The organism is Caulobacter sp. BE264 (assembly GCF_031457805.1).
Classification (GTDB): Bacteria; Pseudomonadota; Alphaproteobacteria; order Caulobacterales; family Caulobacteraceae; genus Caulobacter.
In genome coordinates, this window is sequence record NZ_JAVDXI010000001.1 from 442642 (window position 1) to 468680 (window position 26039).

24 protein-coding genes, 1 tRNA gene and 1 pseudogene are annotated in these 26039 nt (G+C 65.9%); 17 read left to right on the top strand and 9 right to left on the bottom strand.

What is annotated here, in order from left to right; translation table 11 throughout:
* Window positions 1-11: 11 nt before the first annotated feature.
* Window positions 12-1445, bottom strand: coding sequence for a hypothetical protein (locus tag J2X45_RS02180; protein WP_310210681.1), 1434 nt, complete (start codon window positions 1443-1445; stop codon window positions 12-14).
* A 189-nt stretch (window positions 1446-1634) separates the two neighbouring features.
* Between J2X45_RS02180 and J2X45_RS02185 the strand changes: the two genes are divergently transcribed.
* The 4 genes from J2X45_RS02185 to J2X45_RS02200 all read left to right on the top strand — a co-directional run bounded on the left by J2X45_RS02185 (window position 1635) and on the right by J2X45_RS02200 (window position 5794).
* Entirely contained in the window at window positions 1635-2945 is a 1311-nt protein-coding gene (locus J2X45_RS02185; protein WP_310210684.1) for a serine hydrolase domain-containing protein, read from the top strand.
* A gap of 162 nt (window positions 2946-3107) precedes the next feature.
* Window positions 3108-4070: a zinc-binding alcohol dehydrogenase family protein gene (locus J2X45_RS02190; RefSeq protein WP_310210687.1), complete on the top strand. Its 963-nt coding sequence runs from the start codon at window positions 3108-3110 to the stop codon at window positions 4068-4070.
* 8 nt (window positions 4071-4078) lie between these two features.
* Window positions 4079-5014, top strand: coding sequence for a nitronate monooxygenase family protein (locus tag J2X45_RS02195; protein WP_310210693.1), 936 nt, complete (start codon window positions 4079-4081; stop codon window positions 5012-5014).
* A gap of 12 nt (window positions 5015-5026) precedes the next feature.
* The gene (locus J2X45_RS02200) at window positions 5027-5794 is read left to right on the top strand and encodes an SDR family oxidoreductase (RefSeq protein WP_310210696.1); all 768 of its coding nucleotides are present in this window, start codon (window positions 5027-5029) and stop codon (window positions 5792-5794) included.
* Between the two features lie 39 nt (window positions 5795-5833).
* Here the strand turns inward: J2X45_RS02200 and J2X45_RS02205 are convergent, their stop codons facing one another.
* Window positions 5834-6673, bottom strand: a complete 840-nt coding sequence (locus J2X45_RS02205; protein WP_310210699.1) for an arginyltransferase — start codon at window positions 6671-6673, stop codon at window positions 5834-5836.
* A 99-nt stretch (window positions 6674-6772) separates the two neighbouring features.
* Window positions 6773-7669: a flagellar motor protein MotB gene (locus tag J2X45_RS02210; RefSeq protein ID WP_310210702.1), complete on the bottom strand. Its 897-nt coding sequence runs from the start codon at window positions 7667-7669 to the stop codon at window positions 6773-6775.
* A 90-nt stretch (window positions 7670-7759) separates the two neighbouring features.
* Between J2X45_RS02210 and J2X45_RS02215 the strand changes: the two are divergent.
* A pseudogene (locus J2X45_RS02215) lies at window positions 7760-8644 on the top strand (NAD(P)-dependent oxidoreductase); the annotation flags it as partial.
* Here J2X45_RS02215 and bioD read toward each other — a convergent pair.
* Together bioD and bioF are read right to left on the bottom strand one after the other, a co-directional pair.
* Complete coding sequence (gene bioD, locus J2X45_RS02220) at window positions 8641-9297, bottom strand: dethiobiotin synthase (protein ID WP_310210705.1); 657 nt, start codon at window positions 9295-9297, stop codon at window positions 8641-8643. The pseudogene J2X45_RS02215 and the gene bioD sit on opposite strands and share 4 nt — an antisense overlap.
* On the bottom strand, window positions 9294-10448 hold the full coding sequence (bioF, locus tag J2X45_RS02225) for an 8-amino-7-oxononanoate synthase (RefSeq protein WP_310210708.1): 1155 nt from the start codon (window positions 10446-10448) through the stop codon (window positions 9294-9296). The genes bioD and bioF overlap by 4 nt, the downstream gene beginning before the upstream one ends.
* 70 nt (window positions 10449-10518) lie before the next feature.
* Between bioF and J2X45_RS02230 the strand changes: the two genes are divergently transcribed.
* Together J2X45_RS02230 and J2X45_RS02235 are read left to right on the top strand one after the other, a co-directional pair.
* A complete protein-coding gene (locus tag J2X45_RS02230; RefSeq protein ID WP_310210711.1) occupies window positions 10519-11781 on the top strand; it encodes an adenosylmethionine--8-amino-7-oxononanoate transaminase in 1263 nt (420 codons plus the stop codon).
* Window positions 11778-12719 (top strand): EamA family transporter, encoded by a 942-nt coding sequence (locus J2X45_RS02235; RefSeq protein ID WP_310210714.1) that lies wholly within the window; start codon window positions 11778-11780, stop codon window positions 12717-12719. The genes J2X45_RS02230 and J2X45_RS02235 overlap by 4 nt, the downstream gene beginning before the upstream one ends.
* Window positions 12720-12830: 111 nt before the next feature.
* Here the strand turns inward: J2X45_RS02235 and sodC are convergent, their stop codons facing one another.
* Window positions 12831-13355 (bottom strand): superoxide dismutase[Cu-Zn], encoded by a 525-nt coding sequence (gene sodC / locus J2X45_RS02240; protein ID WP_310210717.1) that lies wholly within the window; start codon window positions 13353-13355, stop codon window positions 12831-12833.
* Between the two features lie 124 nt (window positions 13356-13479).
* Between sodC and gyrA the strand changes: the two genes are divergently transcribed.
* The 5 genes from gyrA (at window position 13480) to J2X45_RS02265 (ending at window position 19134) form a co-directional block, all read left to right on the top strand.
* A complete protein-coding gene (gyrA, locus tag J2X45_RS02245) occupies window positions 13480-16236 on the top strand; it encodes a DNA gyrase subunit A (RefSeq protein WP_310210721.1) in 2757 nt (918 codons plus the stop codon).
* A 26-nt stretch (window positions 16237-16262) separates the two neighbouring features.
* Window positions 16263-16754, top strand: coding sequence for a pantetheine-phosphate adenylyltransferase (coaD, locus tag J2X45_RS02250; RefSeq protein WP_096051070.1), 492 nt, complete (start codon window positions 16263-16265; stop codon window positions 16752-16754).
* Window positions 16755-16896: 142 nt separating this feature from the next.
* Complete coding sequence (locus J2X45_RS02255) at window positions 16897-17730, top strand: peptidylprolyl isomerase (protein WP_310210728.1); 834 nt, start codon at window positions 16897-16899, stop codon at window positions 17728-17730.
* A complete protein-coding gene (locus J2X45_RS02260; RefSeq protein WP_310210731.1) occupies window positions 17727-18575 on the top strand; it encodes a peptidylprolyl isomerase in 849 nt (282 codons plus the stop codon). The genes J2X45_RS02255 and J2X45_RS02260 overlap by 4 nt, the downstream gene beginning before the upstream one ends.
* Before the next feature lie 91 nt (window positions 18576-18666).
* Window positions 18667-19134, top strand: coding sequence for a peptidylprolyl isomerase (locus J2X45_RS02265; protein ID WP_268067454.1), 468 nt, complete (start codon window positions 18667-18669; stop codon window positions 19132-19134).
* A gap of 51 nt (window positions 19135-19185) precedes the next feature.
* On the opposite strand, the gene J2X45_RS02270 is transcribed toward J2X45_RS02265, so the two are convergent.
* Both J2X45_RS02270 and J2X45_RS02275 read right to left on the bottom strand, forming a co-directional pair.
* Complete coding sequence (locus tag J2X45_RS02270; protein ID WP_310210739.1) at window positions 19186-20163, bottom strand: endonuclease/exonuclease/phosphatase family protein; 978 nt, start codon at window positions 20161-20163, stop codon at window positions 19186-19188.
* Window positions 20164-20204: 41 nt separating this feature from the next.
* The gene (locus J2X45_RS02275; protein ID WP_310210742.1) at window positions 20205-20822 is read right to left on the bottom strand and encodes a hypothetical protein; all 618 of its coding nucleotides are present in this window, start codon (window positions 20820-20822) and stop codon (window positions 20205-20207) included.
* Between the two features lie 125 nt (window positions 20823-20947).
* Here J2X45_RS02275 and queA point away from each other — a divergent pair, with 125 nt between their 5' ends.
* Window positions 20948-22048, top strand: a complete 1101-nt coding sequence (gene queA / locus J2X45_RS02280; RefSeq protein WP_310210745.1) for a tRNA preQ1(34) S-adenosylmethionine ribosyltransferase-isomerase QueA — start codon at window positions 20948-20950, stop codon at window positions 22046-22048.
* A complete protein-coding gene (tgt, locus tag J2X45_RS02285; protein WP_310210748.1) occupies window positions 22048-23169 on the top strand; it encodes a tRNA guanosine(34) transglycosylase Tgt in 1122 nt (373 codons plus the stop codon). The genes queA and tgt overlap by 1 nt, the downstream gene beginning before the upstream one ends.
* Here tgt and J2X45_RS02290 read toward each other — a convergent pair.
* On the bottom strand, window positions 23160-23849 hold the full coding sequence (locus J2X45_RS02290; RefSeq protein ID WP_310210751.1) for a hypothetical protein: 690 nt from the start codon (window positions 23847-23849) through the stop codon (window positions 23160-23162). The genes tgt and J2X45_RS02290 overlap by 10 nt on opposite strands.
* Window positions 23850-23976: 127 nt before the next feature.
* On the opposite strand from J2X45_RS02290, the gene J2X45_RS02295 reads away from it, so the two are divergent.
* From J2X45_RS02295 to cysW, 3 genes are all read left to right on the top strand, one after another.
* A tRNA-Lys gene (locus J2X45_RS02295) sits at window positions 23977-24051 on the top strand.
* Between the two features lie 242 nt (window positions 24052-24293).
* On the top strand, window positions 24294-25175 hold the full coding sequence (cysT, locus tag J2X45_RS02300; RefSeq protein WP_310210752.1) for a sulfate ABC transporter permease subunit CysT: 882 nt from the start codon (window positions 24294-24296) through the stop codon (window positions 25173-25175).
* The gene (cysW, locus tag J2X45_RS02305; RefSeq protein WP_310210755.1) at window positions 25175-26032 is read left to right on the top strand and encodes a sulfate ABC transporter permease subunit CysW; all 858 of its coding nucleotides are present in this window, start codon (window positions 25175-25177) and stop codon (window positions 26030-26032) included. The genes cysT and cysW overlap by 1 nt, the downstream gene beginning before the upstream one ends.
* Window positions 26033-26039: the final 7 nt, after the last annotated feature.

Here is a 26039-nt window from a genome sequence, read left to right on the forward strand (position 1 = left end):
GGGCTGAAGTTCTAGGCCGCGAAGAGGATGTCGCCGACGCCGTTCGCGCGCCCGACGGTCAGGCCCGTGACGCCGGCCAGCTTGATCAGGCCATCGCCCGCATCCAGGCCCGCCACGCCGTTCTGATGGAAGACGTAGGTGTCGCCGTTCCATTCGAAGACGGTGTTGCTGTTCGCGGCGGTCATGCCGGCATAGGCCGTCAGGGCGTCGTCAAAGGTCGCCGTCGTGATGAAAAAGAGCTGCTTTTTCTCGCCGGGGCCAACGACGCCCGCGAAGCTGAGCAGGTCGCGGCCCTTCTGGAAGTCGTCGATCACGGCGATATCGGAGACCTTGCCGCTCGCCATGTGGACGCCCGCGAAGGAGCCTACATCGACCGAGTCATAGCCATCGCCGGTGGTGATCCGACCGTCGAACTGCTCGACAAAAATGATGTCGTTGCCGGTTCCGGTGTCGATATGACCGCGCATCGGACCATTGTCGGCATGGACGATGTCGTTGCCGCCGCCGGTGCGGATGTAGCGTCCGGCGTCCAGTCCGCCCTTGTCGGCCACGATCGGTTTGAGGATGTCGTTGCCCTCCGTGGCCAGCACATGGACATCTTGGCCCTCCGTCTTGGAAACATCGACGTTCCAGTTATGGGCGTAACTGGCGCGTTCGCCGGGCAGGCCGGGATCCGCCGCGCCCCCCTTGGCGTAGTCGCCGCCGGGCCCATAGGCCGAAATGAACACCGAGAGCGGCGAGGCGGTCCCGTCGATCCCGATGTCGGCGAGATAGGCGTGCACCGCCTCGACGTAAGGGCCCTTGTTGGCCTTGACCGCTTCAGCCATCAGCCAGCCGACCATCGCCGCCCGCGTGCCGAGGCCATTGCCGCCGTCGCCGCCGAGCTCGGCGAAGTATTCGCCGCGCGTGTAGACGCCGCCACGGCCGTTCGGGATCTCTTCGGCCAGGATATGGATTACGTCGTCGGTCGACTTTTCGACGCCGAAGAGTTTGGCGTACGCCTTGCGGAAGGTGTCGTAGGCGGTCCCTGACGCGCCGTAGGCGTCGATGAAGTTCTGCTTGGCCTCGCCGTGCTTTACGAGGTTGACCGCGAAGTTGATGTAGCGGTTCTCCAGATTGAAGTTGGCGTAGTAGGCGCTGTTGAGATGGTTGGGGTTTCCGCCTGTCGAAGAGACCAGATAGTCCAGCCCCGCCCGGCCCAGGGTGATATCGGCGAGGAAGCCGTACGAAAGCGCCGCAACCTGGGTCGTGGTCCTGGCGCTGTCGTAAATCCATTGGACGGCCGAAGCGTATGACCAGGGATCGGCGACCTGACCGTTGCGCCCCGCGTCGATCCCATTCGCCATAATGGAGAGCTGAGCCTGCACCGATGTGGGAAGAGGATCGCTTCCGGAAAGCCGGGTGACGTTTCGGTAGAGCGTTGTGAGATTGTCGAGCGTGGCCATGGCTGGCTGAAACCTGTCTATTTCGTAATCCCTCGTGCAGTAAAAAATATACAAGAACCCTGTTCGATCAACCCGCGCGCACATGAATTAAACTTAACCGTGGGGTAGCGGCGACGAGGTGGAAAAAGCGGGTTCCAACCAGGAAGGCGTCGCTCTAAGGTCACTCAAACAATTGTTTGGGAGGTTGGGTTGGCGTTCCGGAAATGGGTGGCGGCGAGTGCGGTCGCGATGCTGCTGGCGAGTGGAGCGCCGGCCGCCTGGGCCGAGACCAAGGCGCCTGCCATCGTCGCCGCTTCACCCGAGAGCGTCGGCTTTTCAGCCGAGGGGCTGAAGAAGCTGGACGCGCACATGCAGGGCCTTGTCGATAAGGGTCACTTGCCGGGCGTGACCACCATGCTGGTGCGCCACGGCAAGGTTGTTAACTTCGAGGTCCATGGCAAGAAGGGCTTCGACGGCCCGCCGATGACCAAGGACACGGTCTTCCGCATCTACTCGCAGACCAAGCCCGTCACCGGCGTCGCGATGATGATCCTCTTCGAAGAGGGCAAGTGGACGCTGGACGATCCGGTCAGCAAATACATCCCCGAGTTCGCCAACCTGCGCGTGTTGAAGGGCGTAAACGCCGACGGGTCGTTCGAGACGGTTCCCGCCGAGCGCCCGCCGACCATGCGCGAGTTGATGAGCCATTCGGCGGGCTTCGCCTATGGCCTGACGCCCGACAACCCCCTCGACAAGGCCTATGCGGACAAGGTGCTGGGCGCGCGCTCGCGCGATGACTTCGTCAAGGCGATCGCCGAGATCCCGCTGGTGGACCAGCCGGGCCAGCGCTGGAAGTACAGCATCGCCGTCGATATCCAGGGCCTGATCGTCGAGAAGCTGACCGGCATGTCGCTGGGCGACTTCATGAAGACCCGCATCTTCGACCCGCTGAAGATGAAGGACACCGGCTTCTGGCTGCCCGCCGAGAAGGCCGACCGGCTGGCGTCGCTCTATCTCTGGAGCCCTAAGGTCAACAAGCTGGTCCCGGCCGACGGCTTCATGGTGCTGGACATCAGCAAGCCACCGGCCATGGCTTCGGGCGGCGGCGGACTGGTCTCGACCAACGCCGACTACGCCCGCTTCGCCCAGATGCTGCTGAATGGCGGGGAGCTTGAGGGCGCGCGCATCCTGAAGCCTGAAACCGTCAAGCTGATGCGCACCAACGCGCTGAGCGATGCAATCATGAATTCGAGCGAGCCGCCCTTCAACACCGCGCGCGGTCGCGGCTTCGGTCTCGACTTCGCCATCGTGCTGGACAGCGCCAAGGCGGGTCCGCAGGGCGAGGGGACCTACAGCTGGGGCGGTGCGGCCGGCACCTGGTTCTGGATCGACCCCAAGAACGACTTGTTCTTCCTGGGCATGATCCACATCCTCAACAAAGGCGGCGATCCGGCGATCAAGGACATCGACGATGACAGCGCCAAGCTTGTCTACGACGCTCTGATCGATCCGAAGAAGTAACACCTTCATCCGATTTCCCCGGCGAAGGCCGGGGCCCAGAGTCAGTCTGAGCGATTTGGGCGCTCACGCCGTTCTCCCCGGCCCAATGAGGAGAGGTCCCGTATTCGATCTGGACCCCGGCTTTCGCGGGGGAGGTCGGGTTGGGGTAACAGGGAGGTGCTGATGAAAGCCGCCGTCTATTACGAAACCGGCGCTCCGGACGTCCTGCGCTATGAGGATGTTCCCGATCCCGTCTGCCACGCCCAAGGCGTCGTCATCCGTGTCGAGGCCGTCAGCATCGAGGGTGGCGACACGCTCAATCGGGGCGGCGGCCAGATGACGGGCAGTCCGCACATCGTCGGCTATCAGGCAGCCGGCGAGATTGTCGAGGTCGGGGCTGAAGTCTCGCACCTGAAGGTCGGCCAGAAGGTTGTCACGGTGAACGCCTTCGGCTCGCACGCGGAACTGCGCTCGGTTCCGGCGCGCAACGCTTGGCCGATCCCGGACGGGCTTGACCTCCACAAGGCCGCCGCGATTCCGGTGCCGTTCGGCACGGCGCACGAGTGTCTCTTCGGCGCCGGGCGGCTGAAAGCCGGCGAGACGGTGCTGGTGCAGGCCGGCGCCGGCGCGGTGGGCCTCGCCGCCATCCAGCTGGCCAAGCAGGCCGGCGCAACGGTTCTGGCCTCGGCGTCCAGCGACGAGCGCCTGGAGCGCTTGAAGCCGTTCGGAATGGATCACGGGATCAACTATCGCCGAGACGATCTGGTCGAGCAGGTCATGAAGCTGACCGGCGGCAAGGGCGTCGACTTGGTCGTCGACCCCGTTGGCGGCGCGACGCTGCCAGGCAGCTTGGCGGCGCTCGGTTATCGCGGCCGCGTCTCGCTCGTTGGCAACGCCGGCCGTGAGCCGATGAAGGTCGATGTCGGCTCGCTGATGGGCGGCAATCGCAGCCTGACGGGCGTGTTCCTGGGCGCGGAGATCATGACCGACCGCGTCCACGACATGATCCAGGACCTGATCGAGAAGGCTGCGAAGGGCGAGCTTGAAGTGGTCATCGACCGCACGTTCCCGCTCTCCGAAGCCGCCGCCGCCCACGCCTATATCGAGAGCCGCCAAGCCGTCGGCCGCGTGCTGCTCATTCCCTGAGGCTGAACATGACCAACCGCGTGCTCGCCCATACCGGGGCGAAGTATCCGATCATCCAGGCCCCGATGGGGTGGATTGCTCGCTACCAACTGGCCAGCGCGGTCTCCCGCGCCGGCGGCCTTGGGATCATCGAGACCTCGTCCGGCGAGACCGAGAACTGCAAGGCCGAGATCACCAAGATGGCCCAGAGCGGCCTGCCGTTCGGGGTGAACCTGCCGATCATGTTCCTGCGCGACGACGCCATGCTGCGGTTCGTCTGCGACAGCGGGGTCAAGTTCGTCACGACCTCGGCCGGCAGCCCCGCCAAGTTCATCGGCCCGCTGAAGGACGCCGGCATCGTCGTCTATCACGCCGTGCCGACCGTCGACGCGGCGGTGAAGTGCGTGGAGGCCGGCGTCGATGGCCTCGTGGTCGAGGGCGCCGAGGGCGGCGGCTTCAAGAACCCCGAGGAAGTCTCGACCCTGGTCCTGCTACAGGCCATCCGCGAGAAGGTCGACGTTCCGCTGGTCGCCGCCGGCGGCATCTGCGACGGGCGCGGCATGGCCGCCGCTTTCGCCCTGGGGGCCGAGGCGGTGCAGATGGGCACCCGCTTCGTCAGCTCGGCCGAGAGCCCCGTGCACGCCAACTACAAGGCGGCGATCACGGGAGCCAAGGAGACCGGCACCTGGGTGCTGAACAAGAAGGCCAGCCCCTGCATCCGGGCCATCAAGTCTGACCTGACCAAGGAAATCTACGACGCGGGCGTCATGCCGCCCGACGTGCTGAAGAACATTCTCGGCGTCTATTTCGGTGGCGACATGGAGGCCGCGCCGGCCCTGGCCGGCCAGACTGTCGGTCTCATCAACGAGGTGAAGTCCGCCCAGGACATCATCGACGAGACGGTCGCCCAGTTTCACCAGATCACCGGGCGTCTCGGCGCCTTGGCCGCCAGCGGCGGCTTCTAGAGGACTAACACTATGCACAACCTGTTTTCGCTCGAGGGCCGGGTGGCCCTGGTCACCGGCGGCTCGCGTGGCATCGGCGCGATGATCGTCAAGGGTTTCCTGACCCATGGCGCCAAGCGCGTCTACATCACCGCCCGCAAGGCCGCCGCCTGCGACGCCGCCGCCGAAGAGCTGAGCCAGTACGGCGAATGCGTCTCGCTGCCAGGCGACATCTCGACCATGGAAGGGATCCAGGGCCTGGCCGCCCGGATCAAGGAACGCGAGCCCAAGCTCGACATCCTGGTCAACAACGCCGGCGCCGCTTGGGGCGCGGGCTTCGACGAGTTCCCTGAGAGCGGCTGGGACAAGACCGTCGACCTGAACATGAAGACGCCTTTCTTCCTGACCCAGGCTCTGATCGGCCAGCTGCGCGCCGCCGCCAAGGATCACGTCGCCAAGGTGATCAATATCGCCTCAATCGACGGCCAGTCGGTGACCAAGGACGAGACCTATCCCTATGGCGCCTCCAAGGCCGGGCTGCTGCACATGACCAAGCGCATGGCCCTGCGCCTGGCGCCCGAGAACATCGCCGTCAGCTGCATCGCGCCGGGCGCCTTCGCTTCGGACATGAACAAGGTGGCGCGCGACCATGCCGATGCGGTCGCCAAGATGATCCCGGCCGGCCGCATCGGCGAAGCTGAGGACATGGCGGGCGCGGCGATCTATCTGGCCTCGCGCGCGGGCGACTATGTCGTGGGCGGCGCAGTGACCGTCGACGGCGGAGTCAGCTTCGCGCGGTAACAGACTGTGCGCTCCTCGTTCGTCGCGGACGAGGAGCGTCTAGTCCAAAGCTTCGAGGTTTGCAGGCTCGGCGTCGCTGAGCGGAAGGTCGCAGGCGTCCTTGAGCGCGCCTGAACCGCGTGGCGGCCGTGCGCCACGCTCGCGAGCCGACATCAGAGACCAGCCGCCGGGCTTGAGGATTTCGAGGGGCGAGAACCGCGCTTTGTAGGCCATCTTCTCGCTGCCGGGGACCCAGTAGCCAAGATAGACATAGGGCAGGCCGTTCTGCCGCGCCTGGATGATGTGGTCCAGGATAATGAACGAGCCGAGGCTGCGGCGCGGCTGATCAGGTTCGTAGAAGCTGTAGACCAGCGACAAGCCGTCGGCGAGCACGTCGACTAGCACGCAGGCGACTAGGTCTCCCGGGCCACGGTCCAGCGACCTGCGGCGGTACTCGATCAAGTGCGTGCGGACCGCCGTGTCCTCGACCATGGCGACATAGTCGGGCCAGGTCATCTCGGCCATGCCGCCGTCGGCGTGGCGGGCCAGCAGATAGCGGCGCAGCAGTTCGAACTGCTCCAGCGTGGCCTCCGCCTCGACCAGATGGCGTTCCAGATCTTCGTTACGGCTGAGGATCTTCCGTTCGGAACGCGAGAGGACGTACTCCGCCGCTGGCGCGCGGGCGGATTGGCACGCCCGACATGTCTCGCAGGCGGGCCGGTAGGCGATGTTCTGGGAGCGACGGAAGCCGACCTGGGTCAGGCTGTCGTTGACGACGGGACCGTCGGACAGCGGGAGGTGGGCGAAGACCTTTCGCTCCTCGCGACCGGGCAGGTACGGGCAAGGCGTGGGCGCCGTCAGAAAGAACCGAAGCTGTCGCGTCGGAAAATGCTGCGTCACGTTTCGCCAGTCCCCTTCAGAGTATTGCTATCCTGAACGGGATTAGGCGGCATACCGTTTCGTTGCGCAAGCTTCACGGAAGCGGCGCGCGGCGAACGGTCACAGCCCGTCAGGCAGCACAGGTTTCTCTCGCAGCAGAACGATCGAAATCCGGCGGTTCCCCGCCAGGGTCGGGTCGTCGGCATAGAGCGGTTCGGAGTTGGCCTTGCCCGACACCTGATAGATGCGGTCGTCGTCGACACCGGCGCTGCGCAGGACCTGGCGCGACGCGTCGGCGCGCTGGGCTGACAGAGCCCAGTCGCCGTCCTGCTTCTTGCCAAAGGCGTTGGCGCTGGTGTGACCCGAAATGGTCACCCGGTTTGGCAGTTGCGTGATGACCTTGGCGACGGCGCGAAGCAGGACCCGGGCGCGGTCATTGGGCTCGCGCGAGTTTTCCTTGAACATCGAGCGACCTTCCTGGTCGACCAGCTGGATACGCAGGCCCTCTGGCGTCTGATCAATCAGGATCTGCTTCGAAAGCTCGGCCAGCTCGGGCATGTCCTGCAGCGACTGCCGCAGAGACTGTGCGGCGGAGGCGAAGCTGTCCTGCTCCTTCTTGGCCAGAGCGTCACGTAGCGCCTGTTCGCTGGCCGACTCCAGATTGGCCGTTTCGCTGCTCTGGGCTTCCTTGGTGACGTCCTGGGCCTCGGGCGCCATTTGCTGGACGACCGACAGCTTGCCGTCGGCCTTGGCGCCGTCGTCGCCTAGCGAGGTGCCGCCCAGGATGCCGCCGGAGCCGCTGGTCGTGGATGAGATCGAGGCCGGCGCGAAATAGTCGGCGATACCTTGCTTCTGCTCGGGGCTGGTCGTGTTGAGCAGCCACATCAGCAGGAAGAACGCCATCATCGCCGTCACGAAGTCGGCATAGGCCACCTTCCAGGCGCCGCCATGGTGACCATGGCCGCCGCCCTTCTTGACCTTCTTGATGATGATCGGCTGTTCGCTGTTGACCGCCATCGTGCTTAAGCCTGCTTAACCTTAAGTCCGCAACCTGCCCAAAGGTCGTTAAGATGGGGTTGCCGGAATGACCGTCGCGCGCGTAATCCGGGCCTTCTTTCCTGGAGCAGCGGCATGAAGACGGCGTTTATCGGCCTGGGCGTGATGGGCTTTCCGATGGCGGGTCACCTGAAGGCCGCCGGCCACGAGGTCGCCGTCTATAATCGCTCGCCGGAAAAGGCCCGCCGCTGGGCCGAAAAGCACGGCGGACCGGCGTTGGCGACGATCGCCGAAGCTGTCGCCGGCGCCGAAGTCGTGCTGCTGTGCGTCGGCAACGACAACGACGTCCGCGACGTCGTGGCGCAGGTTCTGCCGGCGATGGCCGACGGCGGGGTCATCGTCGACCACACGACCACGTCCGCTAAGGTGGCCCAGGAGATGGCCGCGCTGGCGGGCAAGAGCGGCCGGTCGTTCGTTGACGCGCCCGTCTCCGGTGGGCAAGCCGGTGCGGAGAATGGGCAGCTGACCATCATGGCCGGCGGTGACCAGGCCGCTTATGACCAAGTGCTGCCGGTGATCGAGGTCTATGCCAAGGCCGTGCGGCGCATGGGCGAGGCCGGCGCGGGCCAGCTGACCAAGATGTGCAATCAGATCGCCATCGCCGGTGTCGTCCAGGGCGTCGCCGAGGCGCTGCACTTCGCCAAGCGCGCGGGCCTGCCGACCGACGACGTGTTGGCCGCGATCTCGAAGGGGGCGGCTCAATCGTGGCAGATGGAAAACCGCTGGCCGACCATGGCGCAGGGGAAGTTCGATTTCGGGTTCGCCGTCGACTGGATGCGCAAGGATCTTGGCATCGCCCTGGACGAGGCGCGGGCCAATGGCGCCAAGCTCCCGGCTACGGCCCTGATCGATCAGTTCTACGCCGAGGTTCAGGCCATGGGCGGGAGTCGCTGGGACACCTCCAGCCTGGTCGCTCGACTCGAGAAGGACGTCTAGACGAGCGCGTCGACCAGCGCGCTCGCGGTCCAGCACGACGCGCGCGGCGCGCTCAGGAGCGGCGCGCGGTGTTCGAAGGCGCGTAGCAGGGCCATGCTCTGATCCAGCCCTGGGGCGTCCAGGCTTTCGCTTACCACAACCGCCGCCACGACCAGATTGCGAGCCCGAACAACCTCGAGCGCGGTGAGGAGGTGGCTAGCTGTCCCTAGGTAGCTGCCCGCCACCAGCAGGACCGGCAGACCCAGGGCGCTCATCAGGTCCAGATTGGTCGCTGTGTCCGTCATCGGCGACATCACGCCGCCCGCGCCCTCGATCAGGGCGAGGTCGACGTCGCGTCTGGACAGCCAGTCGCGGCAGTCGCTGACGAGGTCGTCCATTTTGAGGGTGTCGCCCTCCAGCCGTGCGGCGATGTTCGGCGCCAGGGGCGCTCGATAGCGACGCGGCGAGACCTCACGCCAGGCTTCCGGGCGACCCAGAGCGCGGGCTAGCCGGGCTGGGTCACTCTGGTCAGGCGCCTCTGGATCAAAGCCGCTGACCACGGGCTTGAAGGCGTCGACTCGCATACCCCGTGCGCGGGCTGCCTCTAGGAGAGCGCACGCGACGTGGGTCTTGCCGAGGTCGGTGCCCGTGCCGGCGACAAACAGCGCTTTCACGACGCGATCTCCCGCAATTTGGCGATGGCGTCGGCCAGACGGATGATGTCTTCATCCCTGTGAGCGGCGCTGAACGCGATGCGCAGGCGCGCCGTGCCGTCCGGGACGGTGGGCGGCCGGATCGCCACGACCAGGAAGCCCTGCTCTTGCAGGTCGGCGGAGGCGGCGAGGGCGCGGTCCGCCGATCCCAGTACGACCGGGACGATCGGGCTACAGGCCTCTGGCAGCCCTAGTCGGCGTGTAAACAGTCGCGCCTTGGCCAGGGGAACTTCAGTGATCGCCGGATCGGCCTCGATCAGGTCCAGCGCCGCGAGCGCCGCTGCGGCCGAGCCCGGGGGCAGGCCGGTGGCGTAGACCAGGGTGCGCGCGCGGGTCTTTAGGAGGTCGATCACCGCCTGGGAGCCGCACAGATAGCCGCCGTAGGATCCCAGCGCCTTCGACAACGTGCCCATCTGCAGCGGAATCTTGGCGTCCGGAAAGAGCGCGCCCGAGCCGCGTCCGTCGGCCAGCACGCCCACGCCGTGCGCGTCGTCGCTGAGCAGCCAGGCGTCGTGGCGCTGGCAGAGATCCGACAGAACGTCCAGCGGCGCGATGTCGCCGTCCATCGAGAAGACGCCGTCCGTGGCCACCAGCGCGTGGCGGGCCCCGGCGCGTTCGGCCTTGAGCAGGCGGTCGAGGTCCGCCGGATCGTTGTGCGCGAACTTGATGACCTTGGCGCCGGACAACTGCGCGCCCGCCCAGATGCAGGCGTGAGCTAGAGCGTCGACGAGCACGACATCGCCCGGACCGACGAGGGTCGGAATGACGCCGGTATTGGCGAGGTATCCAGAGCCGAAGACGCAAGCCGCTTCGGTCCGCTTCAGGCGCGCCAGCCGCTTCTCAAGGTCGGACAGCAGGGGGTGATCGCCGGTGACGAGGCGCGAGGCCGCCGCGCCGGCGCCGTAGTTCAGCGCCGCCTCGGCCGCCGCGGCGCGAACTGACGGGTGTTGAGAAAGGTTCAGATAGTCGTTGCAGGAAAACGAGATCAGTCGCTTGCCGTCGCGCTCGACCACCGCGCCGTCGTGGCGGCGGGTCGGGGACAGGCGTCGCCTGAGGCTCTTCGCGTCGAGAGCCGCCAGCTTCTGGCTGGCGAAGGCGTCGAGGCTGCGCATGTCATTTCCCTTTCCGACGATCGAGCGGGGGGATAGGCAAGGCGCCCCGAGTCCGCAAACGGAAAGCGACATGTCCGATCCCCGCTGGCTGACCGAAGGCGCGCCGCATGTCTGGCGGCCCTATTGCCAGATGAAGACCGCCGGGCCGCCGCTTCCGGTCGTCGCCACGCGCGGTTCGCGGCTGATCCTGGACAACGGTCAAGAGCTGGTCGACGGTCTGGCCTCGTGGTGGACGGCCTGTCACGGCTACAACCACCCGCACATCGCCGATGCGCTGCGCAAGCAGATCGAGGCGATGCCGCATGTGATGTTCGGCGGCTTGGCGCATGAGCCGGCCTATCGCTTGGCCAAGCGGTTGGCCGGCCTGCTTCCAGGCGACCTTGACCATGTGTTCTTCGCCGAAAGCGGCTCGGTCGCGGTCGAGATCGCGATGAAGATGGCGCTTCAGTACCAGCTGAATCGCGGCGTCAACGGGCGGACCCGGTTCCTGGCGTTCCGTGGCGGTTATCACGGGGACACGCTGGCCACGATGACGGTCTGTGACCCGGAGGAGGGGATGCACAGCCTGTTCGCGGGCGTGATGCCGGCTCAGGTGATCGCTGATCTTCCGTGCGACGCTGGGTCCGAGGCGGCGCTCGACACGCTGCTGGCGACGCGCGGACGCGAGATCGCCGCCATGCTGGTCGAGCCTCTGATCCAGGGCGCAGGCGGGATGCTGCCGCACCCGCCGGAGGTGCTGCGAACCCTTCGCCGGCTGGCCGACAAGCATGACGTGCTGCTGATCTTCGACGAGATCTTCACGGGCTTTGGCCGGACGGGATCCTTGTTCGCCATGCAGGCGGCGGGCGTCGAGCCGGACATCGTCACCCTGTCGAAGGCCTTGACCGGCGGAACCTTGCCGCTGTCGGCGGCGGTCGCCCGCCGTCATGTGTTTGAGGCCTTCTGGTCGGATGATCCGGGCGCGGCCCTGATGCACGGCCCCACCTATATGGCCAACCCGCTGGCCTGCGCCGCCGCCAACGCCTCGCTGGACCTCTTCGAGGACGGCGCCTGGGTTCGCGACGTAGCGCGCGTGTCGGCCGCGTTGGCCGACGGGCTGGAGCCCTGCCACGCCGGGCGCGGCGTGGTCGATGTCCGGACGTTGGGCGCGATTGGCGTCGTCGAGTTCGAGGGCGCGGTCGCGGTGTCCGATCTCTGCGCGCGTTTCGCCGAACACGGCGCGTGGATCCGCCCGATGGGCAAGGTGGTCTATCTCACGCCCGCCTTCACCACGCCGGACGCGGATTTGGCGCTGCTGACACGCGCGGTGCGACGGGTTGTCGGGGTCGATTGACCGCGCTGCCCGGGTCTGATCCAAGCGGGGCCATGTCCGGCAAGTCATCCCCGCTCTCGGTCCTGGAATATCTGGCGATCTTCGCGATCATCATGACCTGGGGGATCAACAACGCCGCCGCGAAGGTCGCCACCGCCTATCTCCCGCCGATGATGGTCGGTGGTTTGCGGTTCCTGGCGGCGCTGGTGTTTCTTTTCCCGTTTATTCGTCCGCCGTTCCCCGAGCCCAAGAAGCTGGCCGCGATCGTGCTGCTGACGGGCCCGATCCATTTTGGTCTGGTTTATGTGGGTTTCGGCATGGGCCAGTCGCTGAGCCCGCTGGTGGTGGCCAGCCAGCTCTGGATCCCGTTCACCGCCCTGGTCGCATGGAAGCTGTTAGGCGAGACCATGCGCTTGCCGGCGGTGCTGGGCCTCGTCGTCGCCTTTGTCGGCGTCGCGTGGATGACGCTCGATCCCCATACGTCGGGCGATCTGCCCGCGATCGTGTTGATCGTGCTGGCCAGCGCGTGCTGGGCGGTGGCCACGATCCTGGTGCGCATGACGCCGGGCGCCAAGCCTTTGAAGGTCCAGGCGATCACCGCGCTCTTCGCCGCGCCGAGCTTGATGGCCATGTCCTTTACGTTTGAGACGCGGGTGGTCGAGCGTGTGATGACCGCGCCCACCCTTGCTTGGGCGTGCGTGATCTTCGCTGGGGTCGTCTCAACGATCGGGGCCAGCGCGCTGCTGTTCTGGCTGGTGCAACGGCGAGAGGCGGGACGGGTGACGCCGTACTTCCTGCTGACGCCCCTGGTGTCCTGCACGATCGGGGTGCTGTTCCTCGGCGACAGGCTGACGCCGCAGCTGCTGATCGGCGGCGCGGCCACGATGGTGGGTGTCGCGCTCGTAGCGCTAACGGAGAAACGGGCGCGGGCCGAAGAGACTTTGGCGGAAACCGCCTAGAGCGTGATAGCCGAGAGTGTGAGCGGTTTCGGCGGCAATCACGCTCTAAATGTTTGAAGTAGACCCTTTCCGATGGCGGGGCGCCCGCCATCGGAAAGGGTCACGTCATGGCTACTTGATCACGCCGCAGGCCACGCGTGCGCCGGCGCCGCCAATCGGCTGGGTCTTGTGGTCGTCGGCGTTGGCGTGGACGACGATGGATGAGCCGTCAGCGTCCAGCAGGGCGGGACGGCCGCCGGCGCCCTTCAGCGACACCAGGGTCGAATAGATTTCAGCCGTCGCCGAGCCGTCCGCGCCGGCGAAGATATTGGGCAGGTCGCCGCTGTCATTGGCTTCTGGGTTCAGGAGGCCATGCACAGTTGTCGCGGCGGTGTGGACGTGCGCGCCCGCCGACTTGAAGTCCGGCGTTCCGCAGTCGCCCTTTTCATGGAAATGCGCCGCGTGCCAGCCGGGCGTCAGGCCCTTCAGTTCGAGTTTCAGGAGTACGCCATGCGGCGCTTCGGTGAGCGTGACTGAGCCTGCGTCCTTGCCGTCGCCTGCCTTGACGAGCGCGGTCGCGGTGGTCTGCGCCAGGGCCGGCGAGGCGGCGAGAATGGCGGCGAGGCCGAGCGCGGCGGCGGCGGGGAGGCGGGTCATGCGTTTTTCCTTCGGATTCAAGCGAAACGATGGGGAGAAGCCCCCCGAAAGGTGGCGTCATCCCTGTCCGAATGCTAACAGTTTTAGACAGTTCCGTGTTCGATTCTGACGGCGAAAAATCCCCTTGAACGACGATCACAACACCATCCCCGCTGGCGGTTCGCGCGGGGATATCGCCCCGATCAATATCGAGGACGAACTCCGCCGCTCGTACCTGGATTACGCGATGAGCGTGATCGTCAGCCGCGCCCTGCCGGACGCACGCGACGGTCTCAAGCCCGTTCACCGCCGCGTGTTGTTCTCGATGCACGAACAGGGGCAGACGCCGGAGCGGCCCTACGTCAAATCCGCCCGCGTGGTCGGTGACGTCATGGGTAAATATCACCCGCACGGCGACGCCTCGATCTATTTCACCTTGGTCCGCATGACCCAATCGTTCTCGATGGGTCTGGTTCTGATCGACGGCCAGGGGAACTTCGGCTCGGTCGACGGCGATATGCCGGCGGCCATGCGCTACACCGAGTGCCGTATGGCGCCGCCGGCCATGGCGTTGCTGGCCGACCTGGACAAGGACACCGTCGACTTCGTCGACAACTATGATGGCAAGGAGCAGGAGCCCACTGTCCTGCCGTCGCGCATCCCGAACCTGCTGGTCAACGGCGCCGGCGGCATCGCCGTCGGCATGGCGACCAACATTCCGCCGCACAATCTGGGCGAGGTCATCGACGCCTGTCTGCTGCTGATCGATCAGCCCGACGTGACGACCGATCAGCTGCTGGATCTGGTGCCGGGCCCCGACTTCCCGACCGGCGGTGAAATCATCGGCCGCGCTGGCCCGCGCCAGGCGCTGCTGACGGGGCGCGGCTCTGTGATCATGCGCGGCGTCGCCAGCGTGGAAGAGCTGCGCGCGGGCCGCGAGGCCATCATCATCACCGAGATCCCGTATCAGGTGAACAAGGCCAACCTGGTCGAGCACATCGCCGAACTGGTCCGCGAGAAGAAGATCGAGGGCGTCGCCGACATCCGCGACGAGAGCAACCGCGACGGCATGCGCATCGTGGTCGAGCTCAAGCGCGACGCTTCGGGCGAGGTGATCCTCAACCAGCTCTACCGCTTCACCGCGTTGCAAAGCTCGTTCGGCGTCAACATGCTGGCGCTCAATCGCGGTCGTCCCGAGCAGATGGGCCTGCACCAGCTGATCCAGCTGTTTGTCGAGTTCCGTGAGGAAGTTGTCGTCCGCCGGACGAAGTTTGAGCTGGGCAAGGCGCGCGATCGCGGCCACGTGCTGGTCGGCCTCACGATCGCCGTCGCCAATATCGACGAATTCATCCACATCATCCGCTCTTCGAAGGACCCGACCGAGGCCCGCGAGCGTCTCGTGGCCAAGTCCTGGCCGGCCGGCGATATGCTGCCGCTGGTGGAGCTGATCGCTGACCCGCGCACCATCCAGGAAGACGGCGGCTTCATCCGCCTCACTGACGAGCAGGCTCGCGCCATCCTGGCCCTGACTCTGTCGCGTCTGACGGGCCTGGGTCGCGACGAGATCGGCAACGAAGCCGCCGCTCTGGCCGACGCCATCCGGGGTTACCTCGATCTGCTCTCCGACCGAGCCAACATCATGGCCGTGGTCCGGGAGGAGTTGGTCGAGGTCCGTGAAAAGTTCGCCATTCCTCGCCGTTGCCAGATCGTCGACGGCGACGCCGACATGGAAGACGAGGATCTGATCGTCCGCGAGGACATGGTCATCACCGTGACCATGGGCGGCTATGTGAAGCGCACCCCGCTGGCCAACTACCGCACCCAGCACCGGGGCGGCAAAGGCAAGTCGGGTATGGCGACCAAGAACGAGGACGCCGTCACCCGCGTGTTCTCGGCCTCGACCCACGCGCCGCTGCTGTTCTTCACCTCGGGCGGCAAGGTCTACAAGATGAAGGTGTGGCGCCTGCCGCTGGGCGTCGCCAACTCGCGCGGCAAGGCGTTCGTCAACCTGCTGCCGATCGAACCGGGCGAGACGATCACGTCGATCCTGGCCCTGCCGGAGGACGAGGCCACCTGGGGCGGCCTGGACGTGATGTTCGCCACCCGCTCGGGCAGCGTTCGCCGCAATAAGCTCAGCGACTTCGTGGACGTGCGCCGTAACGGCAAGATCGCGATGAAGCTCGATGAGGGCGACGGCATTGTCGGCGTGGCGGTCTGCAACGCCGACCAGGACGTGCTGCTGACCACGGCGGCCGGTCGCTGCATCCGCTTCTCGGTCGACGAGGTGCGCGTGTTCGCCAGCCGTGATTCCACCGGCGTTCGTGGCGTGAAGCTGCTGGACGGCGACCAGGTCATCTCGATGGCTGTCCTGCGCAGCGTGGACGCCACGCCGGCCGAGCGCGCCGCCTATCTGAAGTACCAGCGCGCCTTGCTGCGCGCCCAAGGCGAAGAAGGCGACGAGGCTCCCGCCGCCGCGGACGACGGCGAAGAGGACGGTGAGACCACCGAGCTTTCGCAGGAGCGGATCATCGAGCTCGGTGCGGCGGAGGAAATCCTGCTGACCGTCTCGTCGGAAGGCTTCGGCAAGCGCACCAGCGCCTATGATTTCCGCCGCACGGGTCGCGGCGGCCAGGGTCTCGCCGCTCAGGATCTGAGCAAGCGCGGCGGCCGTCTGGTGGGCTCGTTCCCGGTGGATGAGAGCGATCAGATCCTCTTAGTCACCGACCAGGGGCAACTGATCCGGGTGCCGGTCTCGCAAATTCGTGTTGCAGCGCGGAATACTCAGGGCGTAACCATCTTCCGCACCGCGCAGGACGAGCACGTCGTCAGCGTCGAGCGCCTCGCCGATTCCGGCGGGGACGATGGTCAGGGCGAGGACAGCGGGGCGGACGAGACCCCGTAACCCTCGGAACCAGAATAGGGGGTTGCATGCGGGTCGGGCTTTATCCGGGAACCTTTGATCCGGTCACCAACGGTCACCTCGATATCATCGGGCGGGCCGTGAAGCTGGTCGACAAGCTGGTGATCGGGGTCGCGATCAATATCGGTAAAGGGCCGCTGTTCTCGCTTGAGGAGCGCGTCGAGATCCTGGAACGCGAGACCGCCCACCTGAAGAAGATCGCCGAGATCGAGGTGCGCCCCTTCAACAGTCTGCTGATGCATTTCGCCCGCGAGGTGAACGCCCAGATGATCGTGCGCGGCCTGCGGGCCGTGGCCGACTTCGAGTACGAGTTCCAGATGACGGCGATGAACCAGCAGCTGGACCGCGAGATCGAGACGGTCTTCCTGATGGCCGATCCGCGCCACCAGGCGATCGCCTCGCGCCTTGTGAAGGAGATCGCGACCCTGGGCGGCGATATCGGCAAGTTCGTGCCGCCGGGCGTGGCGCAGCAGCTGCTCGCCAAGGTCGGCAAGGCCTAGCTATTTCGCTGTTCGATAGGACGGCGAGGTCCCGGACTTCGCCGTTATCCGGCCGAATTCCTGCGCTTCAACTGCCGCCGCACTTGTCGGAAGGGCCGCGCCGTTCTACGCCCGGCTCCGACTGTTCTGTTCGGGGTACTCCATGAAGCTCGCCATGACCGCCGCCGCGCTGGCGCTGGCCGCCACCACGGTTTCCTTTGGCGCGGCTTCGGCCCAGGCCGCGTCCGACTGGCGCACGCCGGATCCCAACAACGTACTGGTGGTCGAGACCAACAAGGGCCGGATCATCGCCGAGCTCTATCCCGATGTGGCCCCGAACCACGTCGAACGTGTTCGCGCCCTGGCCAAGACCGGCTTCTATGATGGCCTGACCTTCTTCCGCGTCATCGCCGACTTCATGGCCCAGACCGGCGATCCGAAGAACACCGGCGAGGGCGGCTCGGACCTGCCTGACCTGACTGCCGAGTTCAATTTCCGTCGCGGGGCGGACATGCCGTTGGGCGCGGGCTTCAAGCTCGGCAGCACCGAGTCCGGTTGGGTCGGCGCTCTGCCCGTCACCAGCCAGCCGACAGCCCTGGCCGTGATGACGGCTGATCGCAAGGTGTCGACCTGGGGCAACTTCTGCCCTGGCGTCGTGGGCATGGCGCGGGCGGGGGATCCCAACAGCGCCAACAGCCAGTTCTACTTCATGCGCGCGGCGAACGCGGGCCTCGACAAGACCTACACCGCCTTTGGGCGCGTGCTGCAGGGCGTGGATGTGGTCAAGGCTATCAAGACCGGCGAGCCGGTTCCGGACCCGCAGGACAAGATGCTGAGCGTGAAGGTCCTGGCCGACATGCCTGCTGACAAGCGTCCCAGCATCCAGGTGATGGATACGCGCGGGGCAGCGTTCAAAGCTCTGGTCGCCAAGCGGCAGGCCGAGCTGGGCGCAAGCTTCACGAACTGCGACGTCGACGTCCCGGCCCAGGTGAAATGATGATCCTCTCGCGCGCGCTCCTGGTGGGGCTCTGCCTGGCGGCTTCGGCTTCCGTCGTTCACGCAGCGCCCAAGGCGCTGAAGATCACCGAGGCCGACTGGCGGACGCCGGCGCCCGAGACGGTCATGGTCATCGACACCAACAAGGGGAGGGTGCTGGTCGAGCTGGTCCCCGAGGTGGCGCCCAACCACGTGGCGCGCCTGCAGGATCTGACCCGGGCGGGCCTGTATGATGGCCGCACGTTCTTTCGGGTCATTGACCGCTTCATGGCCCAGACCGGCGACCCGACGAACACGGGGGAGGGCGGTTCTGATCGTCCGAACCTGAAGGCGGAGTTCACGTTCCGACGCGCCGCCGACACCGGCTTTGTGTCGATGGCCGCCCCGGCCGGGCTGGAGGTCGGCTACGTTAAGTCGCTGCCGGTCGTGAGCCAGAACTGGAGCTGGAGCGAGGTGACCAGCGACAAGAAAGTGGCCGCCTGGGCGACCTACTGTCCTGGCGTGATCGGCATGGCGCGAAGTGAGGACAACAACTCGGCCAACAGCCAGTTCTTCCTGATGCGCCAGCCCTATCCGTCGCTCGACAAGCGCTATACCGCCTTTGGCCGCGTGATCAGCGGGCTGGAGTCGGTCCGCGCGATCAAGACGGGGGAGCCGGTCCCCGCGCCCCAGGACCTGATGCAGAAGGTCCGCCTTCTTTCGGATATCCCCGAGAGCGAGCGGCCCAAGGTGCGGGTCATCGACCCCAAGGGACCGTGGTTCGCCGCCGAGACCAAGCGCCTACGCACCTTGAACGGCGCGGACTTTTCGGTCTGCGATATCGATCTGCCGGTCGAGATCCGCTGAGGTCAAACCGATTTCCGGCCGCAACTTGGTTCACAGGCGGCCGTGAACCGCGCTAGAAGCGCGGATAACACTCGCCATCCAAGGGAAGACCATGTCGGCCGACCTCGAAAACACCCTCATCCTGACGCTCGAGAGCGGTCCGGTCACGATCAAGCTGCGTCCGGACCTGGCGCCGGGCCACGTGGCCCGCATCAAGGAACTGGTGCGCGAAGGCTTCTACGACGGCGTCGTCTTCCACCGCGTGATCCCGGGCTTCATGGCCCAGGGCGGCGATCCGTCGGGCACTGGCCGCGGCGGTTCGGACAAGCCGGACCTGAAGGCTGAGTTCAACGACGAGCCGCACGTTCGTGGCGTCTGCTCGATGGCCCGCACCCCGAACCCGGACTCGGCCAACAGCCAGTTCTTCATCGTGTTCGACGACGCCACGTTCCTCGACAAGCAATACACCGTCTGGGGTCAGGTGACCGAGGGCATGGAACATGTCGACGCCCTGCCCAAGGGCGAGCCGCCGCGCGCGCCGGGCAAGATCGTCAGCGCCAAGATCGCCGCTGACGCCTGAGGCGCGAGCCAAGATCGTAAGACGGCCCTGGATCTTGTCCGGGGCCGTTTTTTATTGGCGGCGAAACGTCACGACGATCGGTCGATGGTCCGAGCCCAGCGCGGGGCCGCGTTCGACCCTGACAGCGCGCCATTGCTCTCCGGCGTAGACATGGTCGATCGGCAGGAAGGGCGCGGGCGCGGCCATGACCCGCGAGAACTTGCCCGCCGGCCAGGACGCCATCGCGCGTGTCCAACGCCGCAGGCCCAAGGCCTTATCCTGTCGCTTTAGCGTGAAGGACCAGGGCGTCGAATTGAAGTCGCCGGCCAGGATCATGCTCTTCCGATCAAAGTCCGACGCCAGCTTAACCACCTTGCGGCTTTGGGCCTGCTGAGGGCCGGCCGGCACGGGCCAAGTGTAGTGCACGCCCATGACCGTGAAGGGCCCCTTCGCATCGGCCAGCGTCGCCCAAGCCGCAGATAGGTAAGGGCCTTCGTAGGCCGCTCCCCCTCTGGCGATCATCTTTTTCCGGGAAAAGATCCACGCGTCACAGCGCGCACCCCGTTCGCACGAGGTGAACGGGTAGCTCGCGCGCAACGCTTTGACGATCAGTCGCGAGTCGCCGCCGCCCTCTTCCAGGATGACGACATCAGCGTCTTGCGCGGCTATCCAGGCCAGACTCTTCTCTGGCGTCTGGTTGCTGTGCCAGACGTTGAACTGGATGACCTTCAAGTCGCTGCTTGCGACCGTCGCGGGCTTGAAGCGCGCGGCGGCCCACAACTCGGGGCCCATCAGGATGGCGCAGGCCAGAAGGCCAACTCCACCCAGCGAGATCATCACCCATCGCTCGGCGCCACGGGCGGCGACGCCACCCAAGGCGATCGCGCCAACGGCCATCGCAAGCCAGAGCGGCGCAGCGTGCGTAAAGGCGTCAAGTCGATCGCTGAACGCGCCACCGAGGCAAGCCAGGGACATACCCGCGCCGACCAGGCCGAGCATCAGCGCGGTGCCGCGGAAAAGCAGGCTCAGGAGTTGAACGAGCAGACGCATGTACGGGCCATAGCACGCCCAAGCGACGGCGGAAGAGCGATCTAGTCCCCGGCGAAATATGTGAAGCGGATGTTGCGCAGCCGCGCGGCGCCCAGCTGCAGATCGCCTCGCAGCACGATCAAGTCCTCGTCCGTGGGATCGCTGGCTTTCGCCCGCTTCAAGGCCTCGAGGTCAAACGCGCCGGAGAACACCACATCGCCGAGACGCTTGTCCTTGGCGCGGAAGACGACCGCTTCGCCGTCGACGCGGTAGACCTCTGGCAGAAGGCGAAAACTCACCGTGTGATAGGTCTGGCCAAGTTCATTCTCGGCGGTAGGACTGGTGACGTCCTCAAACTCCAGGAAAATCGGCGCGTAGGTGGTGGGGCGCTTGCCCTGTTCCCAGGCCGTGAAATCCTCGAGCGTGCCGATATTGAGGGATGAAAGCTCCCAGGGGCCTGACTTTATCGGCGGGTCGCTGAAGTAGTAGCCGAACGCATCCAGCGTGGCGTCGTGTTGGAAGTTCGCAGCGCTGGCGTTGGGCGTCGCGGTGCTTGGCTTTGTCGAGGTGGCGGCGCTCGACTGGGCGGGAGCCTCAGGCGATGTCGGGCTCTGCGTCCGGTCGCCGCAAGCCCCCAGGATCAACAGCGGCGCAAGCGCCGGAATGAGTAGACGTTTCATGTCGTTTTCCCCCCAACAGCGCGTCCGTCGGAACCATGCGTCAAGGGTGTTCGCCTTGTCCACTTGCCTCGCGCGACGGGCTAAGTCTTGACCTTCGGCGGCGGTCGTGTGCTTGAAGCCGGCCCATGCGCCTTTCCGACTTCGATTTTGACCTTCCCGAGGACCGTATCGCCCTGCGACCTGCGGAGCCTCGCCACGCCGCGCGTTTCCTGGTGGTGCGCCCCGGCCAGCCTCTGGCCGATCATGTCGTCAGCGATCTTCCCGATTTTCTGCGGCCTGGGGACGCCCTGGTCTTCAACGACACGCGCGTGATCCCCGCCCGTTTGGCGGGCCTTCGCGAGGGACGCACCACGGGCGGGGCGGATGGAACGCCCGTCGCGGTCGAGGCGACTCTGCATCGTCGTCTGACGCCCAACCGCTGGAGCGCCTTCATGCGTCCCGGCAAGCGCCTGAAGGTGGGCGACCGGGTCGCTTTTGGAGCGCGCGAGGACCGGGCGTGTGATCTCGACCGGCTGGACGCGGTGATCGCCGAAAAGCACGAGGGTGGCGAAGTCGTGCTGGCGTTTGATCTCTCAGGCCCCGACCTCGATGTCGGTATCGCGAGGCATGGCGACATGCCGTTGCCGCCGTACATCGCCGCCAAGCGCGGCGAGGACGAGCGGGATCGCGCCGACTATCAGACTGTCTATGCGCGCGAGGACGGTTCGGTCGCAGCCCCGACGGCCGGGCTACACTTCACGCCCGAGCTGCTTGACCGTCTGAAGGCCAAGGGCGTCTCTCTGCATTTCGTTACGTTGCACGTGGGGGCGGGCACGTTCCTGCCGGTCAAGACCGACGACGTTTCCGATCACAAGATGCACGCCGAGTACGGACAGGTGACCGAAGCGATCGCCGACGCCCTCAACGCCGTGCGCGCGGCTGGGGGGCGCATCGTTTGCGTCGGCACCACCTCGTTGCGGCTGCTGGAGAGCGCGACGGGCGAGGACGGCGTCATTCGTCCCTTCGCCGACGAAACCGCGATCTTCATCACGCCTGGCTACCGGTTCCGCGCCGTCGACGTGCTGATGACGAACTTCCACCTGCCCAAGTCGACCCTGTTCATGTTGGTCAGCGCCTTCGCGGGTACGCCGACCATGCGTGCGGCCTACGAGCACGCGATCCAGACGGGCTACCGCTTCTATTCCTACGGCGACAGCAGTCTGCTGTTCAAAGACGAGACCTGCTGATGGCCGCGTTCCCCTTCGAGATTAAAGCCACCGACGGCAAGGCGCGGACGGGCGTTCTGAAGACCCCGCGCGGCGACATCCGCACGCCGGCCTTCATGCCCGTCGGCACCGCCGCAACGGTGAAGGCGATGACGGTCGACCAGGTCAAGGACACGGGCGCCGACATCATCCTCGGCAACACCTATCACCTGATGCTTCGCCCCTCGGCCGAGCGGGTGAAGCGTCTGGGCGGCCTTCACAAGTTCATGCGCTGGGACAAGCCGATCCTGACCGACAGCGGCGGCTTCCAGGTGATGAGCCTCTCAGGGATCAGCAAGCTGACTGAAGAGGCCGTGACCTTCTCCAGCCACGTCGACGGCTCCAAGCATGTGCTGACGCCCGAGCGCTCGATCGAGATCCAGGCCGACCTGCTGGGCAGCGACATCGTCATGCAACTGGACGAATGCGTGGCCTGGCCGGCCGAGGAGGCGAGGGCGCGCAAGGGCATGGAGCTTTCGGCGCGATGGGCCAGGCGCTCAAAGGACGCCTTCGGAGCCCGCGACACCCAAGCCCTTTTCGGCATCCAGCAGGGCTCGACCTTCGAGAATCTACGTCGTGAATCGTCCGAACGCCTGCGCGAGATCGGCTTTGACGGCTATGCGATCGGAGGTTTGGCGGTCGGCGAGGGACACCAGGCGATGTGCGAGGTCCTGGACTACGCGCCAGGCTTTCTGCCGGAAGACCGGCCGCGCTACCTGATGGGCGTCGGCAAGCCGATTGATCTGGTCGAGGCCGTGGCCCGAGGCGTCGACATGTTCGACTGCGTCCTGCCGACTCGCTCCGGTCGCCACGGCCAGGCCTGGACCTGGGATGGCCCCATCAACCTGAAGAACGCCAAATACGCCGAGGACGAGACACCGCTGGACCCGGGCAGCGATTGCCCAGCCAGCCGCGACTATTCAAAGGCCTATCTGCGCCACCTCTTCAAGGCCGAGGAGATCCTCGGTCAGGTGCTGCTGTCGTGGCACAATATCGCGTTCTTCCAGGCGCTGACCGCCGCCATGCGCGCGGCCATCGCGGAAGGGCGCTTCGACCAGTTCCGGCGCGATTTCGCCGCCCGACATCTCGCGGGTCAGCCGTAAGGGCCGTTAGGGACTCGCGGAGCCTCGTCCTTGACGATCGGGAAGCGCGGGCGCCGGGGACCGTAGGGATCCGGTGGCGGCGGCATTCCAGGGTCCAGCACGGGCGGCGCGGCGATCGGCTTATGTCGTGGCGTCGCCGGCGGATTGCAGCCGCGGGCCTCGCCCAAGCCCTTGAGATAGGCGCGACGCACATTCCCTGAGGCGATCGCGCTCTGGACGAGCCGATCGTGCCGTTCGGCGCCGGTCAGCTTCCGCACCCAGCCGCGCATGGGAATCAGGTCCTGGGCGGTGCTCGCGATCGCGCCCAGCGCCGCCTCGCCGGCGGCCTTGCGGCTGCGGTCCATCAGGTCTTCGTTCTCTTGAGGCGGGTTACGGTCGATATCCTCACCCAAGGCCGCGTCCAGAGGTTCGACAAGCGAGATCAACGTCCTGCAGTCCGCGCGGCCGGGGCGCTGATAGGGGTCGTCCATCGCCTCGAGCAGAACGCGAGGGATCTTGGTGCGAACGATGTTCACGTCGCGTAGCGGCGCGCTGACCGCGCCGCTGATTCCCTCCTTGTTGGCTTCGGACGTCGACTTGATGCGTCCGTCCTCGCTCGGAGGAGGCTGCTGCTGCCGCGCGGAGGCGTTCGCCGCCAGAGCCAGGCCGCAAAACACCGCTAAAAAGAAGGTTCGACGCATGGGTCACCGTAACGCGTACACAGCTTTACCGTCATCCCACGCAAAAACGGCGAAACCGTGCTTGCGACGCACGCGACCCCCGACTATGGTCCGCGCCGCTTCCCCCGGTCCCCGCCGGATCGTGAGCGGGCCGGTAGCTCAGTGGTAGAGCATTCGACTTTTAATCGAATGGTCCTGGGTTCGAATCCCAGCCGGCCTACCATTTCACGCTGCTACGAGTGGCGGTTCCTCGCATCGATGACAGGATTGCGCGAGCGCCACGACGCTGCGGTCTTGACGCGTAGTTTTTCTACCACCGTTGCGCGGCTTTTCTCGTTTGCCCCATCGACAAGGTAGAGATTTAAGCGGCTCACTTTCCGCGATGTCGGCGGCACTGTTGGTGCCCGGCGTTGCGCCTTCGCGGCGCCCCCTCGGCGAACCTGGACCCTGGACGACGATCAGACGATGACCGCCGACACCGCCGACACCGCCGAGCAGCGGCCGCCAGCGAAGGGCACGCGAAAGCCGCTCTTCCGCAAACGATCTGCAATCCCTGGCTTTGGCTTAACGATGGGCGTGACCTTGACGGTCTTGTCCCTGATCGTCCTGATCCCGTTGAGCGCGGTGGTTCTGAAAGCGGCCCAGCAATCGCCCGCCGAGTTCTGGGCCGTCGCGACCTCTGAACGGTCCATCGCCGCCTACAAGCTCAGCTTCGGCGCTGCGTTCGTCGCTGCGGCGATCAACGGCGTGTTCGGCGTTCTCACGGCCTGGGTGCTGGTGCGTTATGAGTTTCCGTTCAAGACGCTGGTGAACGCTCTGGTGGACCTGCCGTTCGCGTTGCCGACCGCTGTCGCCGGTATCGCCTTGGCGACGCTCTATGCGCCGACCGGATGGGTCGGGCAATTCCTGACGCCGCTCGGGATCAAGGCGGCTTACAATCCGGTCGGCGTCGTGATCGCCCTGACCTTTATCGGTCTGCCTTTCGTTGTGCGCACGATCGAGCCCGTTCTGCGCGACGCCGCCGCCGATGTGGAGGAGGCCGCCGCGAGCCTGGGCGCCAGCCGCGTCCAAACGATCGCTCGCGTGATCGCGCCGGCCCTTGCCCCCGCGTGGCTGACCGGCTTTGCGATGGCCTTCGCGCGTGGCGTTGGTGAGTACGGTTCCGTCATCTTCATCGCCGGCAACATGCCCTATCGCTCGGAGATCGCTCCGCTGCTGATCATCATCCAGCTGGAGCAGTTCGAATACGCGCGGGCGGCGACCATCGCGGTGGTGATGCTGACCGTCTCGTTCCTGATGCTTTTGGTCATCAACGTCATCCAGGCCTGGGCGCGGAGGTTCGACTGATGGGAGCCGCCAATCCGAGAGCGCGAGGCGCGACGGACGATCCGCTATGGGCCAAGATCCTGCTCATCGGAACGGTGTTGGCCTTCCTGGCCCTCGTCCTGATCCTGCCGTTGGTGGCGGTCTTCGCAGAAGCGCTGCGCAAGGGGCTGGACGCAGCGATCCTGGCGGTCAGCGAGCCCGATGCGCTGGCGGCGGTGAAGCTCACTCTGCTCACGGCCGCGATCGCCGTGCCGTTCAACGCTGTTTTTGGTCTCTGTGCGGCGTGGGCGATCGCCAAGCACGAGTTCCGAGGCAAGGCGTTGCTGATCACCCTGATCGACCTGCCATTTTCGGTTTCACCGGTCGTGGCGGGGTTGATCTACGTCCTGATCTTCGGATTGCAGGGATGGTTTGGCGAGTGGCTTGTCGACAACGACATCAAGATCATTTTCGCCGTACCGGGCATCCTTCTGGCGACGGTGTTCGTGACCTTTCCCTTCGTGGCGCGCGAGCTGATCCCGCTGATGCAGGAGCAGGGCGTTAGCGAGGAGGAGGCGGCTGTCTCGATGGGCGCCAGCGGGGTCTACACCTTCTGGCGGGTGACCGCGCCGAACGTGCGGTGGGGTCTGCTCTACGGCGTCTTGCTGTGTAACGCCCGCGCTATGGGTGAGTTTGGCGCGGTGTCAGTGGTTAGCGGCCATATTCGAGGCCTGACCAACACCATGCCGCTGCATGTCGAGATCCTCTACAACGAGTACGACTTCGTCGGCGCATTCGCCGTGGCGGCGCTGCTTTGCCTCCTGGCGGTGATGACTCTGGTGCTGAAGACGGCGCTCGAGATCGCCCAGCCGGGCGTGCGCGGCCGCAGCGGACACTGAACGGACA